The organism is Stieleria sp. (assembly GCF_041595215.1).
Taxonomy (GTDB): Bacteria; Planctomycetota; Planctomycetia; order Pirellulales; family Pirellulaceae; genus Stieleria; species Stieleria magnilauensis.
Map to the genome: position 1 here is coordinate 1 of NZ_JBFHKV010000035.1, position 18,472 is coordinate 18,472.

The 18,472-nt window shown below is 59.4% G+C and carries 9 protein-coding genes; 2 read left to right on the top strand and 7 right to left on the bottom strand.

The features are described from left to right. The coding region (locus ABX749_RS02640) for a DUF1559 domain-containing protein (RefSeq protein ID WP_372894641.1) at positions 1–1,100 on the bottom strand (1,100 nt) is incomplete at its 3' end. 207 nt (positions 1,101–1,307) lie between these two features. Further along, the gene (locus ABX749_RS02645) at positions 1,308–1,730 is read right to left on the bottom strand and encodes a hypothetical protein (RefSeq protein ID WP_372894642.1); all 423 of its coding nucleotides are present in this window, start codon (positions 1,728–1,730) and stop codon (positions 1,308–1,310) included. A 290-nt stretch (positions 1,731–2,020) separates the two neighbouring features. Between ABX749_RS02645 and ABX749_RS02650 the strand changes: the two genes are divergently transcribed. Together ABX749_RS02650 and ABX749_RS02655 are read left to right on the top strand one after the other, a co-directional pair. Next, complete coding sequence (locus tag ABX749_RS02650) at positions 2,021–5,164, top strand: DUF1553 domain-containing protein (protein WP_372894643.1); 3,144 nt, start codon at positions 2,021–2,023, stop codon at positions 5,162–5,164. Positions 5,165–5,166: 2 nt separating this feature from the next. Continuing rightward, positions 5,167–6,624 carry a DUF1501 domain-containing protein gene (locus ABX749_RS02655; RefSeq protein WP_372894644.1) on the top strand — a complete coding sequence of 486 codons (1,458 nt, stop codon included), beginning with the start codon at positions 5,167–5,169 and terminating at the stop codon, positions 6,622–6,624. On the opposite strand, the gene ABX749_RS02660 is transcribed toward ABX749_RS02655, so the two are convergent. The 5 genes from ABX749_RS02660 to ABX749_RS02680 all read right to left on the bottom strand — a co-directional run bounded on the left by ABX749_RS02660 (position 6,621) and on the right by ABX749_RS02680 (position 18,457). After that, positions 6,621–8,069: a sulfatase gene (locus ABX749_RS02660; protein WP_372894645.1), complete on the bottom strand. Its 1,449-nt coding sequence runs from the start codon at positions 8,067–8,069 to the stop codon at positions 6,621–6,623. The two genes, ABX749_RS02655 and ABX749_RS02660, sit on opposite strands and share 4 nt — an antisense overlap. Then, entirely contained in the window at positions 8,066–9,289 is a 1,224-nt protein-coding gene (locus tag ABX749_RS02665) for an aldose 1-epimerase family protein (RefSeq protein ID WP_372894646.1), read from the bottom strand. The genes ABX749_RS02660 and ABX749_RS02665 overlap by 4 nt, the downstream gene beginning before the upstream one ends. Positions 9,290–9,438: 149 nt before the next feature. Beyond that, the gene (locus tag ABX749_RS02670; RefSeq protein WP_372894647.1) at positions 9,439–10,698 is read right to left on the bottom strand and encodes a hypothetical protein; all 1,260 of its coding nucleotides are present in this window, start codon (positions 10,696–10,698) and stop codon (positions 9,439–9,441) included. A gap of 86 nt (positions 10,699–10,784) precedes the next feature. Beyond that, the gene (locus ABX749_RS02675; RefSeq protein WP_372894648.1) at positions 10,785–12,173 is read right to left on the bottom strand and encodes a thioesterase domain-containing protein; all 1,389 of its coding nucleotides are present in this window, start codon (positions 12,171–12,173) and stop codon (positions 10,785–10,787) included. Next, positions 12,170–18,457 carry an amino acid adenylation domain-containing protein gene (locus ABX749_RS02680; RefSeq protein WP_372894649.1) on the bottom strand — a complete coding sequence of 2,096 codons (6,288 nt, stop codon included), beginning with the start codon at positions 18,455–18,457 and terminating at the stop codon, positions 12,170–12,172. The genes ABX749_RS02675 and ABX749_RS02680 overlap by 4 nt, the downstream gene beginning before the upstream one ends. Between the last annotated feature and the right edge of the window lie 15 nt (positions 18,458–18,472).

Below are 18,472 nucleotides of genomic sequence, written 5' to 3' on the forward strand. Positions count from 1 at the left end.
GTATGGTGAACGTCGCCGGCTTCGATCGAATCGGTCAGGAAGATCACCGCGCCGTCGCCCATCAAGACGTGAACGCCACCTTGGTGGCGACTGCTCGGCGGGGCGACCCCCATCGAGTTTTCGTCACCGGTGCTATCGCCACCGAGGCAGAGATCTTTGTTGGGCGGCAGGATGGTGTTCATCGCCGTGTAAACCGTTCCTCCGGCGGCCCATCGAAAGCCGCGTCCCTGATTGCTGGCCGCCAACGTCGGCGCGGTGCCTCCGTCGTTTCCATTCGACCAGAACCGCGGACGATCGGGACTGATGTATCCCTCGTGCTCACAGTGATCCGGCTCGTCACGAATCTCTTCGGTTTCACCCCGGATTGACGCAATCGTTCGCTTGTCGCGGTCGCCCAGGTCGGTCGTGATTTCGCCGGCAACGATCGTGTTGGACAATCCGTCCAAGATGTCTCGAAATCGCATGCTCTTGCGAGCGACAAAGGCACCGCGGCACGACGCGTTGGCTTCAACCGCGACCGCGATCGGCGGCGATGTGACCACATTGTTGACTTGGAACCACGGTCCTTGATCCATCATCACCGCGGAATCGCCCACGCATGCGGCGTAGTTGGTGCGTCCCATCGCCGGCAACCCCGTCCCCGGATCACTGGGACAACGCAGCGTCGGGATCTCAACCTGCCAGGGCGGATAACCGGCTTGCGAGGTCCGCGGCCCCATTGCCGGCCACGGCGGTGTGCGTCGGCTGGTGGAATTGACGATGATGCGGTTCGGATTCTTGATCTGATCCCAAAGTGCTTGCTGTTCCATGTAGGGCGTCAGTCCAACCCAGATGGAAAGGTCCATCCGGTTGTCTTGGTCCGTTGTTCCGTCGGATCCGTTGACCCAAGTCCCACCCTTGTAGGTCGGAAGCCGTTTGTAGGCTCCGTGATAATTATGAAGCGCGATGCCCAGCTGCTTCAGGTTGTTGCTGCAGCTCATGCGACGGGCTGCTTCTCGTGCCGCTTGAACGGCCGGCAACAACAGTCCGACCAGAATACCGATGATCGCGATGACGACGAGTAATTCGACGAGCGTAAAGGCTCGCTGCGGGCGCGACACTCGCGCCCGACTTGCGTGATGAATGAACATAAAGATTGCTGAATGAAAAATGATTTTGAGAACGGTTGCACGTGCCAACCCACTGACGCAGCGCGGCCGTCCCGCTCGATCACTCCGATCAGGCGTGATGGGACACCGCTGCCACGAGGGCACGTGGAATGGCATGCGAAATGACAGGCTGGAAGCCTATCGCACGTCGAAATTCATTCAGCCGATCGGCGGGCCGCGGAGATGCGGCAACGACGTTGAGAGAGATTCAACCCAAGGCGAATCCGTCAAAATCTGACGCTCAACCAACGCGTCGCCGGTGCAAAGTACCGGATTCGAAACGACCTCTCCGGCCGCCCAGGCAAGTGATTGGCAGACGACACAATCGTCGGAATCGTGGGAGTGCAGTGGCGACGGGGACGGGCTGTCAGGCCGGTGGCAGTGCGTCGAAACCGCCATGCCGCTATGGCCGTGATGGTGCCCACACTCATGATGCGACGGGCCGCTGCTGGCGTCCGCCGGCAACGCCGAGACGTCGTGGTTCCCCTCGCAGGTGGCGACATGGACCCACGCTGCAGATTGGCCCATCAGGACCAAACCACAAAGCAGCACGGAGATCGTTTTGCCGACCAGAGAGTTCATTTGCACAAGGAATTGGGGGTTCGCTCCGCACATTGATTGCATCGCAAGACTCCTACGATCCAAAGAGTGCGGTGGTTCGTCAAGCTGAATTTGCCAGATTCACCAGATCCACATCATCGTCACCGTCTGGCGATCCCGCACATTTCCCCATGCGAAGCCATCTGTTTTGTGCGATAATCCGCTCCCAGCCCCCACGCCTCCCTTCGTCCGATTTTCAATCTCATCTGGCTCCCGACCAGCTCATCTGGCTCCCGACCCGAGATTGAAATCTCCCTCCGCCCGTTCCTGCCATGAAGAATCCGTTCTCCATCGTCCCGATCCTGCTGCTCGTCTGCATCGGCGGCGTGTCAGCCGCCGAGATTGATTTCAATCGCGACATCCGGCCGATCCTTTCGGACAATTGTTTCCTCTGTCACGGACCCTCCGAATCGACCCGCGAAGCCGATTTGCGATTGGATGTTCGTCAGTCCGCGATCGATTCAGGGATGCTGGTTGCCGGCCAGCCGGAGGACAGCGAAGTGATCGCGCGGGTGTTCTCCGAAGACGCGGATTCGCTGATGCCGCCGCCGGATTCGAACAAACGATTGACCGACACGCAGCGCAATCTGCTCAAGCAATGGGTCGCCCAGGGCGCGACGTATCAAGAACATTGGGCCTTCGTCCCGCCCCGGAAAGCCCCCGGTGTCGACGCGGCCAATCCGGTGGACCATTTCATCGGCCAACGACTGCACGAGCACGGGCTGACGTTTTCGCCGCCGGCCGACTTGCGAACGTTGATCCGCCGCGTGTCGCTGGATTTGACCGGCATGGCGCCGACGCCTGAGCAAGTCGAGCAGTTTCTGGCCGATGCGGATTCGCTAGGAATCGACTTGGCCTACGAAGCACTCGTCGATCGATTGTTGGCATCGGAGGATTACGGCGAACGCATGACGCTGGCTTGGTTAGACGCGGCACGCTACGGCGACACCAGCGTGATGCACGCCGACGGCCCACGCGACATGTGGCCGTGGCGTGATTGGGTGATCAACGCCTACAACGCCAACATGCCGTTTGACCAATTCACGATCGAGCAGCTCGCCGGAGACCTGATTCCCGACGCGACGGTCGATCAAAAGGTGGCATCGGGTTTCAATCGAAATCATGCGACCAGTGACGAAGGCGGGGCATTTGCCGAGGAGTTGCGTGTCGAGTACGTCGTCGATCGCGTCCAAACCACCTCCACCGTCTGGATGGCATTGACGATGGAATGCGCCCAGTGCCACGATCACAAATACGATCCGATCTCTCAGGCCGAGTACTACCAATTCTACGCGTACTTCAACAACACGGCCGATCCCGGCATGCAAACACGCCAGGGAAATCAGTCGCCCGTCGTCGACGTCTATGACGAACGGCATCAAGCTCGCTTGGCGGAATTGCAGGCGGAGATTGATTCGAAGAAGAAACAGCTGGAATCCCACCAACGCCAGGCCGACCCCCAATTCGTCACCTGGGCGGAACAGGAAACCGCCAAGTACGCCAGCGACGATCCATCGACCAAGAAACTGTCCGGCATCGCGCATTGGTTTCCGCTCGACGAGCCCGATGGTTCGCAATTAAAGAATGAAACCACCGGCGCGGTCGCGGTTCTGGAGCAAGGAAAGTTTCAGACCAGCGATCGAGAGGGCAGCAAAGCGCTGAAGTTGAACGGGCAAACCCAGTTCGCCTGTTCGGAGAATCCGCCGCAGCTGGAATCGGATCAGCCGTTTACGATGGCCGCCTGGATCAAGTTCGACGGCAAGTCCGGCGGCGCCGTCTTTTCACGCATGGATGTCGCCGACAACTATCGCGGCTATGACATGTGGATCCAAGGGACGAGCGTCGGGACCCACATCATTCATTCCTGGTCCGACAATGCCGTCAAGGTCGTCTCCAAGGACGCACTGAAAACCGACACCTGGCAGCACGTCGTGATCACCTACGACGGCAGCCAGAAAGCCGCCGGCGTGAAAATTTACATCGACGGAAAACTGTCGGCCAATCAAGTCGAAGCCGACAGTCTGGCCGGCACCCTGCAAACCGATGTGCCCTTCAAAATCGGCAGCCGCAGCAACGGCGCCAATTGGAAGGGTGAAGTCGACGACATCCGGATTTACTCGTTTGCATTGAGCGAGTCCGAAGTGCCGCTGGCCAAGGACGACGTGGTCGGCGGAATCTTGGCGACCGCTGCCGAAGAGCGAAGTGAAGCCCAGTGGGCGGCCCTGCGAAACGTCTATTTCAGCCAAGACGCGGATTTCCAATCGCTCCGCAAGTCGCTCGCCGCGACTGCGAAACAGCACGCCGATCTGGCGGCGAAGAAGACGACGTCGATGATCATGTCGGACAACCCCGCAGACAAAATGCGGATGACGTTCGTCCTCGACCGCGGTCAATACGATTCACCTAAAAAGGACTCACCGGTTTCACCAGGCGTCCCCGCGGCCTTGCCACCGCTGGCCGAAGACGCTGCGCCGAACCGATTGGGATTGGCCCGTTGGCTGACCGCACCGGATCATCCGCTGACCGCACGCGTGGCCGTCAACCGGTATTGGACGATGCTGTTCGGCAATGGACTGGTCCGCACGATCAGTGACTTTGGTGCCCAAGGCATGCCGCCCACCCACCCACAGTTGCTCGATTGGCTGGCCGTCGATTTTGTCGAGTCGGGCTGGGACGTCAAACGGATGCTGCGACAACTGGTGCTCTCACGAACCTATCGCCAGAGTTCGCGTCGAGAGCCCGTGCACGCGGAACAGGACCCCGAGAACCTGTTGCTGGCCCGCAGCCCACGATTTCGGTTGCAGGGCGAATTGATTCGCGACCAGGCGTTGGCCGTCGGCGGATTGCTGACACGTCAGGTCGGTGGCCCCGGCGTGAAACCGTATCAACCGGTGAATATCTGGAACGAAGTCAGTTTGAACGGCGGTCTGCGCTACTCGCAAGACAAGGGCGAGAAACTGTATCGCAAGTCGATGTACACGTATTGGAAACGCAGTGCACCGATGCCCAACATGATGATCTTTGACGCGCCATCGCGTGAGAAATGCGTCGTCGCCCGGGCCCGAACCAACACACCGCTGCAAGCCCTGGTGACGCTCAACGACCCGCAGTTCGTCGAAGCGGCCCGAGCGCTCGCCCGGCGTCTGATCCAGTCCGAATCCGATGATCGCAAGCGAATCGATCTGGCCTACCGTCTGACGACCGCACGACCGGCAAGCGAACGGGAGACGTCGGTGTTGTTGGACATCCTTGCCGACCAGCACGCACGCTTCACCGCCGACCCCGAATCCGCCAACCAATTCTTGTCGGTCGGTGAGTTGCCGCGCGACGAATCGATCGATGCGATCCGGCACGCCGCTTGGACCGTGATCGCACAAATGATTTTGAACTTAGACGAAACGTTGACCCGAGGCTAACCATGGACTCCCTGACCACACAACGCCGCAAGTTTTTGCTCGGGACCGGTTACGGGCTGGGGGCGACGGCACTGAGCACCCTGTTGAATCCGAACTTGATCGGCACCGCCAACGCCGCCGCGGGGGCGTCCAACCCCGGATTGCCGCAATTCCCGAATTTTGCCCCCAAGGCCAAGCGGATCATCTATCTGTTCATGGCCGGCGGCCCCAGCCATATCGACACCTTCGACTACAAACCGGAGATGCGGAAGTTTCATGGCCAGGAGCTTCCCGAGTCGGTTCGCCAGGGGCAACGGTTGACCGGGATGACCAGCGGTCAATCGACTTTCCCATGCGTCGCGCCGATGTTTAATTTCGAACGCTTCGGCCAGCACGGGACCTGGGTCAACAAAGACATCTTGCCGTACACGTCGGGCATCGTCGATGACATCACGATCATCAAATCGATGCACACCGAAGCGGTCAACCATGACCCGGCGATCACCTACATCAACACCGGCGTTCAACAGCAAGGGAAACCCGCGCTCGGTTCCTGGCTTAGCTACGGCCTGGGCAGTGAAAACGATAACATGCCCGCCTACATCGTGATGATTTCGCGAGGACGCGGCCAATTGCAGGCACTCTACGACCGCTTGTGGGGATCGGGGTTCCTGCCGGCACGTCACCAAGGCGTCAAACTACGCAGCAGTGGTGAGCCGGTCTTGTACCTGAACAATCCGCCGGGGATCGACCGCCAATCGCGACGCAGCATGCTGGACGGATTGAACGAACTCAATCAGGTGGCCTACGACAAATTCGCCGACCCGGAAACGCAAGCCCGAATCTCGCAGTACGAAATGGCGTTTCGCATGCAGAGCGAAGTGCCGGATCTGATGGCGATCGAACAAGAACCCCAGCATGTGTTGGATCTGTATGGCGACGATGTGCAAAAGCCCGGCAGCTTTGCCAGAAATTGTCTGCTCGCCCGTCGCATGGTGCAGCAGGGTGTCCGGTACGTCCAGTTGTTCCATCGCGGCTGGGATCAACACGGATCACTGCCGTCGAAACTTCGACAGCAGTGCAAGGACATCGATCAGCCCGCCGCGGCGTTGATCAAGGACTTGAAACAACGCGGCATGTTGGACGACACACTGGTGGTTTGGGGCGGCGAGTTCGGACGCACGATTTACTCGCAAGGCAAATTGACGGCCGACAACCACGGACGCGACCACCATGGCCGCTGCTTCACGATCTGGATGGCCGGCGCCGGCATCAAGCGTGGATTCGAATACGGCATGACCGACGACCACAGCTACAACATCCTGAACAACACCGGCGTGCACATCCGTGACATGAACGCGACGATTTTGCATCAGCTGGGCATCGACCACGAAAAGCTGACCTTCAAGTTCCAAGGGCTTGATCAACGACTGACCGGAGTCGAAGAACCGGCTCACGTTGTCCGTCAGATCTTGACCTAAGACCTCGGTTCCGCTTTGACCGGGTCGTGATTCGGGTTGGGCTGCGGCAACTGCGCGTCGACGCTACGTCTCCAGGCCTGTAACTGCGATCGCAACTCGGCGGCTTTGCGAGGCTCTCGACTCGCCAGATCGTTGGACTCACCGACGTCGCTTTCCAGGTCATACAGCTCGACACGATCGTCTTCGAAATACTCGATCAACTTCCATTTCCCAGCTCGGATCGCGCTGTACGGGCCGTTGTGCGGTTCCCCAGGCAATGCGAATCCGCCGGCGTGATAGTGCGGGTAGTGCCAATAGATCGCCTCGCGGTCCAACCTGGCCTGGGGATTTTGAAACAGCGGCACCAAGCTGCGGCCATCGACGTCTGCGTTGTGACTGGCGTCACCGCTGACCGATGCGAGTTGCAATACGGTGGGGTACAAGTCGTTGCCGATGACCGGTTCCCGGCAAGTGCTGCCTGCCGGTGCCACGCCCGGCCAGCGAACGACCATCGGCACCCGCGTGCCACCTTCATACGCGGAACCTTTGCCGCGTCGCAGCGGATCGTTGTCCGTGAACCCCGTGGGTTTACGGAACTTGTGTGAAAGCCCACCGTTGTCGCTGGTGAAGATGACCACGGTCTCATCTTCAATGCCGTTGCGTTGCAATGCATCCAGCACGGTTCCGATGGCATCATCCATGCTGCGCACCATCGCGGCGTAGGTGGGATTGTGATGGATGGCGTTCGAATCAACTTTCGCGGCAAACGCGTCGACCAGTTGCTGTTTGCCTTGGATCGGCGTGTGGGGGACATCAAAGGCAAAGTACAGAAAGAACCGTTCGTTCTTCCAGCGGTCGATGAGCTTGGACGCTTCGTCGGCGAAGTAGTCGGTCGTGAAATCGCCTTTCTGAAACGATCCCGCCGGTCGCGTCAAGAAGTACCCTTTGGCCGGCGGCTTCATGACCTGGACATCGAATCCATGGTCGGTCGGCTGATACCGATTCGCGTCGCGGCCTTTGGGATTGAGATGCCATTTGCCGACGTGTGCGGTCTTGTATCCTCCCGCCTTCAACGCTTCGGCGACCGTGACTTCGCTGTGCGGCAGGTACTTCGTCCAGTCGGGAATCGACAACTTGGCGTAAGGGGCGGCTTGGCCCGCGATAAAGTCGGTCAGATGCAAACGCGCGGGATACTTTCCCGTCATGATCGCCGCGCGACTGGGCGAGCAGACGGTGCACGCCGAATAGGCATCGGTGAATCGGACGCCCTGCGCCGCCAACGCATCGACGTTGGGGGTTTCGTGAAAATCGCTGCCGAAGGATCGGACGCCGTTCCAACCGAGATCGTCGGCGAGAAACAGAATCACGTTGGGACGTTTATCCGCAGCTGCCAGCGTCGAAGCGAGCATGGCCAGCAGCAGTGCGGTGGCGAACCGATGGTCCAAGACGTTGCGAACAAGATTCATGATTTTGGCGGTTCCCGTTGGACGTCGACTGGATGGTCACCCTGCAACGATTGGATTTGTTCCACAACGGCTTTGACGTTGTCTTTTCCGCGGTGCAACCCGATATCCAGTGTGAACTGACGTTTCTGTCCCGGCGACAGCTTGGGGACGCGTCCGGCGGCACGTTCGACCTTGCGGTTGTAGGGATAGCCCGTCGCCGGCTCGATGCCCGTGACGTAGCCGTCTTCGGTGGCCGCGGTGTTTTTCCAGATCGTCAGGTAGGGCAATTGTTCGGCCGACCAATGCATCGACGCCGCACGGTCAGCGGCTGCGTTCTGCAGCACCGCGCCGGTTCGGTTGTGCTCGTCGGTCAGCGGCTCGACCAGATAGACTTGTTCGACAAAGCCGGCGGTCGGCGGCAGATAGGTCGCATAGCCGTCGATGCTTTCGGCCGCGTGGGCGTCCATCGGCGCCAGCGACTTGACCGCGGCATGCACCGTCGCGCCCGCGCCCAGCAACGGGGCACCAAAATTGGCGTGATAGATGATTTGGAATTCCTGTTCCTGGGCACCCAAGTTCTCGACGGTGTCATCGATTCGAAAGCTGTCTTGACCGGGAACGACCGATACCTCGGTGATCAACTTTAATTTCGGTCCGTAGAAGAACTTTTCGTACACGATGCCACGGACGCGGATGCGATGCGGCGCGGCCGAATCAATGATGACTTCGACTTCGCTGGCCGGGATGTTTCCGATTTTCCCGTGCAGTGTCAGATCCCTCGTTGTGGTACCGCCCGCGCCATCTTCGAATTCGTCTGTTCCCGGATGGCCGGCAAACTCGAGGCCGCAGCGAACCATCCACTCGTTGAATCCTTCCAGCCAGCCGAGCCCGCCGCGGCTTTCCAAATCGATCAACGCCGGATGCACGATGTCTTCGACGGGCGAGTCCCAGCCCAGACGCATGTCGCCCGAGCGGACTTCGTAGACGCTCATCCCCCGCGTCGGAATCACGTCGATCTGCAGCACGCCATTGTCGATCGTGATCAGGTCCACGCCTTCTTGCTTGCCACCGTGCAGCGTCTTCTTTTCGACCGACCAATTGCCTCCGCTGAGTTTCCAACTGTCGCGGTGGACGTTCTGCTCGGTGCTGGTCAAGACGTAGCGTTGGTCGGCGTGAACCGACAGCGTCGGCAGCGCAAGGCCTAGAGCGATCAGGATGGCAAAACAACGGCAGCGCGCCATGAAAGTCTCTCCAAAAACAGTGCAAAGATATGGATTCCTACGCGACGCATCGACGCGTCACCGGCCAATCATAACCGTTCTGGCCAATCATAACCGTCTGGGGCAACCGACGTGCTCGGGCAACCGACGTGCTCGGGCATCATCCGCGACTACGGTCGTAATCCGGGCACGCCGAGCGACTGTCCGAAGCGTGCCGCCAATGTCGCCTCGTCCATCCCAAAGTTCTGCTGCAGCGCTTCCTCCATCGGGACTCCCAACTTGACATCGCGAAACATCTGGCTGAAGGCGATCGGGTCGGACTGGACCAGAAATTGAACCAGCTGGCCGCACATCGGCCAACGTTCCTGGTCCAGTTTGGTCGCCCCCAGCAGGCCCAGCATTGAACCGGCGTTGCGGAGTTGTCGCGTGACATTGGATCGTTGAGTCGACTGGCGTTTACGGTCGGGAATGATCGCGAACTGGACGGCGTTGGCGATCCCCATGTTCATCCAAGGCACGGTGTTGGCATCGGAGTGCAGACGACCGGCGAATCCCAGACTGTATCCCCAACTCAAACCTCGCGCGACGTTGCCGTCAATGTTCTTGGCGATCGCGGTTTGCAGAAACCGTTTCGCGCCGCCCCGCACGCCAGCCCGTCCGCCATGGTTGGGATTGTTCATCACCTGTTCTTCGAAGGCGGCAAAACGCGCCGGCGTGCTGAAGACAGCCAAGATGGCTTTGCCGCGCCAGATGGAATCGCTTTGGGGCAGCCCGAACATCTGGTTGAGCTGACGATTTAATTTGTCGACGAACGTGCGCAGCCCCGCAGTGGCTGCGGGAGGATAGTCGGTAAACAACAACGTCGATTCGGTTTCTTCGACATGAAACTGTCCGACGCTGCTGAGTGTCTTGGCGGCGGCTTCTAAAAAGCGAAGGTGTTCGGCGGTCGCTTCGGCTTGTGCTTCTTCATCGGCTTGCTCACGGATCTGTTTTCCCTGCGCCGCCAGTCGGCTCTCCGCCGCGGCATCGGCGGCAGCCGCGTTGATCACAAACAGTTGACGCGTCGGCGGGAAATAACGTAAACGAAACCGCTGAGGGCCCACCCAAAACAGATAGATGTCGTCGACTCTCACCGTGCTGGTTCGGCCGGCTTCGCTGCGGTACTTCACAAACTTCAGTCCGTTCTGTTTGCGGTCAAACTGCAACTCGTCCAGCACCACCTTGACGATAAAACGTCCCGATCGCAGCTTGATCGCCAGTGGTTTGTCGACCAAGGTTTCAAGCTCATCGGCACTGACAAGCCCGTCGAAGCGAATCCCGGCGGGTGGTTGATTTGAAGCCGCCAGCGACGTGCTGTCGGGAAGCGTTGCCATCGCCAAGAACAACCCCATCGAAACGACAAGTCGCCGAGAAACGTACCGCCTGAACATCGAAACCTCGCCGGGTGGAGAATGCGTCAGAATCCTGAACGCCTCAAGGATACCGCATCGGCTATCACGATGCGAGAAAAGACGCGTCAGCCATCGATGACGCGATTGATCGCGTCGGCGAGTTTGCCGACGTGGGGCGGTTGCATGCAAGTATTGTGCGTCCCCGGGATCGAGTGCAGCGAGAGATGTTTTCCGACCAAGTAACGCCACCCGAGCGAACGATCGCTGTAGCGCGTCCCGATCAGCCCGCTGGGGCCGGCCACGCGGAACAGATGCAGCGGCAGTTCGTCCGGTTGGATCGCATAATCCAAGAACGCTTGGACGTTGGTGCGGATTTGTTCGGGATCGCCCTCGTCATCGCGAAATTGGAATCCGGCATCGGCCGTGATCGGATCGTTGCGACGCCGCATCAGTTTCGCGTAGAGCGTCTGCAACAAATTCCCGAAGGCTTCACGACTGTTCAACGAACGAACACGGTTTCGGACACGGACCAGATTCCCTTTCATCCGGTCGACGTGTCGATTCCATTTGGGCGCGTGGACGTAAGCCGCTTCCGTGCCCGATTCGACAATCATCAGGACATCAATCGACTGGCCGAGTTGCTTCAGTTGCCGGGCGATCTCGTACCCCAACAGCCCACCCCAGCAGAACGCAAGGACCCAACGTGGGCCGTCGGGTTCGGCACGGATCCACGCGTCCACATACAGTTTGGCCAACGCTTCGATCGTCGACGGGCTGTCGCCCGGTGCAGGTTGCTGAGTGACATACAGCGTTCGCTGGGGCGCCAAGTCGCCGGCCAGGTAGTGGGCGTAGTGGCACTGTCCACCGACCTCGTGGACCAGCAACAGCGATCCTGCTTGCCTCCCCGCCCTGACGTTGGAGATCACCGAACCGGCGCGTGCTTGCTGCGGCGATGCCTCGCCGCGCGATCGATGCTCCGCCGCTGCCGCCAACTCCGCGATCGAATTGCACTCCAGGATATCTTTGGGTTCAATTTCCAGTCCCGCTTCACGCGCCATCGAGATCAATCGGATGCTGAGCAGCGAATCGCCGCCGATATGAAAAAAGTTGTCCTGGGGCGAGACCTGATCGAGACGCAACAAGTGACGACAGAGTCGAACCAGAATTCGCCCGTGATCGGTCAGGTTGTCGTTCGTTTCTGTGACGAGCCGAGGTACATCCAGGTCCATCGAAGCCAGTCGGTGTCGATCCACTTTTCCTGAGCCTGTTCGGGGGATCGAATCGAGTCGCACGATGCGGCGGGGGATCAACGCCGCAGGTAATCGTTGGTGCAACTGGCGACGTAGCTCTTGATCGTTGATCCCGTCTGAGTCCGTGACCACCCAAGCGACCAATTCTTTCGACGTGGGACCGGTGTCGCGCACATCACGCGTGTTCAGTTGACTGGCGAGCCATTGTCGTTGTCGCGGAGTCAACGCGTCGACGCGTTTGGCGATCGATTCGCCGTGTTTCATTTGACCGCCCTCACGACGACCATCGAGTCGGCCCACCACGCATCTTTGGTGTCTTCGGGAATCGTAAGCGGCTGGACCCTCATTTGAATCTCTTTGAAATGTCCTAGCAGGCTGCGTTGATGACGACGGCTCAATGAATCGACCTCGGTCGTCAAATACGTGAACACACCGCCGTCGCGTAGCAACCCTGACGCAACGGGGAAGAAATGTTCTGCAAACGTCGCGCTGTTGGCGACATACTGAACAAATTCCTTCTCGTTCATCGGAAACGCATGGAAAAAGACGCTGTCATAGGTGGCCAGCTTGTCGATGTTGTCCTGCCAGGATCCGGGAATCAGGCGGATATTCGGATCTGAGTAGTGTTTCCGCCAGGGGATGAAATGATCGTTGATGCTGTGGAGATTCATTTCGACAACGGTGTGAGAACGCACCCCGGCTTCCTGAATCATCGTTGCCGCGACGCCCCGCCCGAATCCGATTTCCAAGACATCGCCATCTGACTCGGTCGCCCACTCCGCCATCACTTTCATCAGTGGTGTTTGCCAGTCTTCCATGATCTCTTGGTCCGTCAGTCGCTCCGTCGACAGGTCGCGTGGCAGATGCGGCGCGTCGCTTCCGGCAACCATGTGCCGAGCGATATGGTCCAATGCGTTCAGGTCGGCCGCGGAGTCGCGAAGCATTTGGTTGAGCAACCACGTTCGCTGACGTTTTCGTGGTGTCGCGATGAAATCACCCGGTTTGATTTCGACGGACCATCGAGCGTGATCATCTTCATAGGTGAGTGTCTCGGCAACGCCGCTGTCGATCTCCATCGCCCGATCGATCCAACGCTGAGCTTCCTCGGCAGGCAACTCGCTGAGCGCGGCGACGAGCGCGTCGGGGTGATCGGAAACGGTGCCAGGGCTCCGCTGAACCGCCATGACGGCGGCGTCCGAGACCCCGTCGATGGCCACCAATTCGGACTCGATTTCGGCCGGTTCGATGCGAACGCCGTTGACTTTGATCTGTTCGTCCAGACGTCCCAAGAAGATCAACGAACCGTCGCGCCGCATGCGAGCCAGATCGCCCGTTCGGTAAAGTCGCCCAGAACTGCCCGAATTCGGGTCAGGAATGAATTTTTGATGCGTGAGCGCGTGATCCGCGTGATACCCGTTGGCCAAACGCGGGCCACCGAGATGGATTTCGCCGATGCATCCGATGGGCACCGACGCACCGTTTTGATCGAGCAGGCAAACGGGAGTTCCCTCAGCACTGCGCCCGATCGAAATCATGTCATCGGTCGGCTTCAGCTCCGCAACCGTCGACCAAACCGAGGCCTCGGTCGGACCATATTCATTGAACAGGCGGGTGTTCGGCAAAACCCCGAAGTGTTGTCGGACCAAGGACCGTGTGCAGGATTCGCCCGCCAGGATGACTCGCTGGAGTGTCTGTAGCGACGTCGGGTTCGCGTGCTTGACGAGCACCCGATAGAGCGACGGAAGGATCAGCGTCTCGGTCACTTGTTGTCGATCAATCAACGCTGCCAAACGTTGGACATCTTGCAAGTCTTGATCTTGCGGCAGAATCAATTGTCCTCCGTCGCAAAGCGTCCAAAAGATTCCAGCAACAGAGCTGTCAAACCAAATCGGTGACACCATCATGTACCGCTGTGGAGCTGCTGGATAGAACGACTTGCGCGCCAAGGTCGAACGCAGCAATGCATCATGCGTGATTTCCACGCCCTTGGGTTGTCCGGTGGAACCGGAGGTATGCAGGATGTAGGCCAATGTCTGGCCCGCGGGCGGTTCAATCCGCGCGCCAGTTTCGTTTCCGGGCCGTGGTAAGTCGTGGGGATCGATTACCGTTTGGAAAACGTCGCCGAGGCCAGATCGATTTCCGACCACGACGCGGGCGCCGACACGCGCGGAGAGTTGACGCAGACGTTCCAAGGGCAGGTCTGGGGCAAAGGGCACATAGGCACCGCCCGCTTGCAGAATCCCGAAGATTCCGACGACCATCTCGACCGATCGTGAGAGACACACGGCGACCGCGATGTTCGGGCCAACACCTGCATCACGCAGCCTCTCCGCCAGCTTGCCGCCCCGATCGATCAAGTCGCTGTATCGAATCGATTCGTCGCCACATACCACAGCGACCGCCTCGGGCGTTTCGCGGGCGCGGCGATGGATCCATTCGATCACCGTCTGACCGTCTGGACCAATCGCTGGGGTATCGTGATTCCCAGCCAATGCGTTCATCGCGGCGTGATCGATGGCGCTGCTGAAGTCGACTTGGCCAATGCGCTGGCTCGGGTCACGTGCGAGCTGTTCGAGCAGCGATTGCCAATGCTGCGACATCAACTCGATGGTTTCCCGTTTAAAACGATTGGTGCGAAACTCGATCGCGCACTCGATCCGGGGACGCGCGTCAGCGGCGAACCAGGTCAGGTCAAATTTCGCCACGCCCAGGTCCGACACCGTAGGGATCAAAGTCAAACCGTCGCCGAGTTCCAACGGCGCGAGCGGTTGCTGCGGAACAAACATCGTTTCGAACAAGGTTCCGAACTGCTCAGAGAGTTCCTGGTGCGTCGCTCGACGGTGGGCCAGCAAGTCCGCGAAATCATGGCTGATCTGCCCGGCCAATTCGTCAAACGCCGCGTCGTGTCGGATACGACAGGCGAACGGCAGAGCTTCGATCAAGAAGCCGACTTCCCCGTCTTCCAAACTCCAGTTGCTGCGACGGCTGACCGGCATCCCGATCACAAAGTCCTCCGTCGCCGAATAGCGTGAAAGCAAGACCGAATAGGCGGCCAACAAATACGTCCCGACCGAGACGCCGCATGCGGACGCTGATCGACGGATCGCCGCACTGAGCGGATCGGACAAGGAAAATCGAAACAGCTCGCCGGCCTCAGAGCCCTCGGCGGAAGGTTCAAAATCGAACGGCAACGCGATCGCCCGATCGCACCCGTCCAACCATTGCTCCCACCACGACGAACGTGAAGCAACGCTTGTTTCAGGTTCGGCCACGCGTGGAATGGATGCCGTGGCCCCAAAAAGACCCCCTTCCCCTTTCCTAAAAAGACCCCCTTCCCCTTTTTCGGGGTCATCCCCTTTTTCGGGGTGGCGGTAGTGTTGGGCGAATTGGTTCATCAACAGTTGGATGCTGTGTTGGTCGACGGCGAGGTGGTGAACCGTGATCGCCAACGTGTCGCCATGATCGCGGGACCGCACCAATAGTGCACGCAACGGTCCATCGCTTGCCAGATTGAACGGACGCCGGCCTTCGGCCACGATCGCCTCGTTCGTCGCATCGTGCTCCCAGAGCGTCCAGGCAAGGGGTAAGTCATCGTGCACCCGCGGGACCGGGGCACCGTCTTGTACATCGACGGTCGTACGAAGCGCCGGATGTTGACGAATTAATTTTTCCAGACAACGTCGAACGAGTGCCGAATCGATTCGGCCGGTGGCTTTCCAGACGACTTGATACTGATAGGCAGGTGATTGTCGGTGGGAGTGCCAGTGGTACCAGATTGCCCGTTGACCGGATGAGAATTCCGCAACCGGTGCCGCGGCGGATCGGGATTGGACAGGAACGTCGGGGACGGGCGTTTGCAAGCTGGCCAACGTTTTCGCGTCACGGTGCCGAAGAAGATCCTGGATCGTGATGGAAATTCCCAGCTCGTTGGCCCGCGAGACGAACCGCATCGCATCGAGAGACGAGCCGCCTAATTCAAAGAAGTCATCGTCAGTGCCCACCGCTTTCAGATCGAGTGTCGCCGCGATGAGGCTGACGAGCGTGAATTCGATGGCGTTCTTTGGCGCCGTGATCGTCGCTGACGTCTGGGCGGCGTCATCGGATCGTTGCCGGTCCAGAATCGATTCGATCTGCTTTCGGTCGATCTTTCCATTGATGGTCCGAGGAAATTGCGGCTGGACGATGAATCGCGACGGCACCATCGCGGCTGCAAAACGCGAGCGGAGGTGCCGCCGAATCCGGTCAACGTCGATCGCCGCATCGCCTTCGATCAACGCGACCAACCGTTCGGCACGCCCGTCGCGCATCTGCGGCAGCACGAGGCAGTCGTGTACGCCATCGCATTGTCGGATCGCCGCAGTGATTTCTGCGGGTTCGATCCGCACACCGGATAGTTTCAGTTGATCATCGATCCGGCCGAGAAATTCCAACGCACCATCGTCGCGCATCCGAACGCGATCTCCGCTGCGATACCAGACGACGTCATCGCCGGTTGCCGGTCGCGTGACGAATCGTTGACGTGTCAGGTCCGGATTGGCGAGGTATCCGTTGGCCAGTCCCGCGCCGCTGATCAACAATTCACCGGACACCCCGGGCGGAACCTGTCGGCCGGCCGAGTCGACGATCAGGATCGAGTTTCCGGCAACGGGTCTGCCGATACTCGCCGGACCGGGGGAGCGATCGAGTCGGTCGATGGGGTGCAGCGTTGCGCAAATGGTGGTCTCGGTCGGCCCGTACCCGTTGATCAAATTCAAATCGGGCGATCGGTCGACGATCGAGGCGAGCAGTCGCTGCGGAATCGGTTCGACGCCGACCAGCAGACGTTTCAGATCGAGCGGTCGACCATCGGCCAGCTGCCGATCGGTCTCCTCCAAGAAATACGGCGGCAAGTACGCGCTGTCGATCTGCATCACGCGCATCCACTCCAGCATCTCATCGGCACTGAGGCGTTGCGTGTCGCTGGGAATGCATAGGGTTCTGCCGAACAGCAACGCTGAGAAAACTTCGTGCATTGCGACGTCGAAGCCGATGTTGGTCCACCACGCGCAACGACAATCCTGCTTCAAGGGCGCCATCGTTTCAAATGTATTCAACAGATTCCAAACCGATTCATGGCGGACGACGACGCCCTGTGGTTGGCCGGTCGAACCTGAGGTGAACAGCACATAACACGCGCCTTGCGTCAAATCACAGGTCGATTGTCGGGGCGATGCGATGGGGACGACCGAAATCGAATCCCCGGTCGCATCGATCATCTGTGAAACGCCCGACTGTGACAGCAGTTGTCTCGCGCGTTCGGGAGGGTTCTCCGCGTCGACGATCAGGAAACAACGTCCGCTTGCCAAGACCCCCATCATCGCGATGACGGCTTTTTCATCACGCCGACAGAGTAGCGGAACCAATTCGCCGAAACCGGAATCTTCGATGCGTTCGGCCAGGTCGTGAGCCATCTGCCGCAGCCCGTCATAGCTCAGTTGGATCGCCGGACCGTCCACGGCGATCGCGTCATGCACTCGCTCGCATTGATTGCAGAACGTTTGCCAGAGATTGACGGGGTCCACCGTCGAAGCGATGCCGCAATGGTTGGCCAGGAACGCACGCTCTGAATCGGTGAGCAAGTCATAGTCGGCAATTCGAGTCGTCGGGGACGCACTGATCGCCGTCAGCGTGCTGCGGAAATGCTGCACCGCACGTTGACGATCGTCTGCCGAAAAGACGTCGTCGCTGAAGTCGAACAACAACTCCCATCGATCGCCATCGAGCGGATGGGCGGAGACGGTCAGTTTGCGTTGGGGATCTCCGTATCCGTTGTGCAACCACCGCATCGAGTTCGGCATGCCGCAAAAATCGTCCACCGTCAAGTCAATCACGTTGAGCGCGACGTCGAAGGCTCGCTGCGATTCGGACGTCATGACGCCCGGCATCGCGTTGGAGAGAAATCCCATCGACTCGGCCGCCACCTTTCGCGAGAGATCTGCAAACGTCTCCGTTGAATCGACCGAGACGCGGAAGGGAAGCAGTTGCATGAACAATCCGATCGTTTCTCGGAATGCCGGGGTGGAACGGCCGTGCGTTGTCGCTCCGATGCAAATGCTCTCCTGTTGTTCGAGTCGGCTGAGCCACGCGATCATGGTCGTGGCAAACAGATTGAAATGGCTCAGTGGTGCCGTGATTTGCCGAAATGGAGACGCCATCACCGAGGCTGCAATCGCCTGATTCTCCTCGTCGTTCAACCGCACGGTGACTCGGGTCTGTCGCGCGGAGACCGATTGGCGGCCGGCGGAGTAGAATCGAGTTCCCGGCGCTGCGTCGCTGCGTTCGGCAAACCATGCCCTGTGACGGGCAATGGAATCGTCGGACGTGTGGCGGTCCTGCCCATCGACGTACTGTCGATAGTCAGGGACATCCAAATGCGTGCGATCGCCTGGAACTGTTTCATAGAATTTCGCCAACGTTGCCAGAATCGCCCGTCCGGCAAACGCATCGGTCAACGCATGGTGAATCGTCAGATAGAATTCCCACTCGTCAGCTGCCAATCGAATGAGCATCGCGTCACAGAGCGA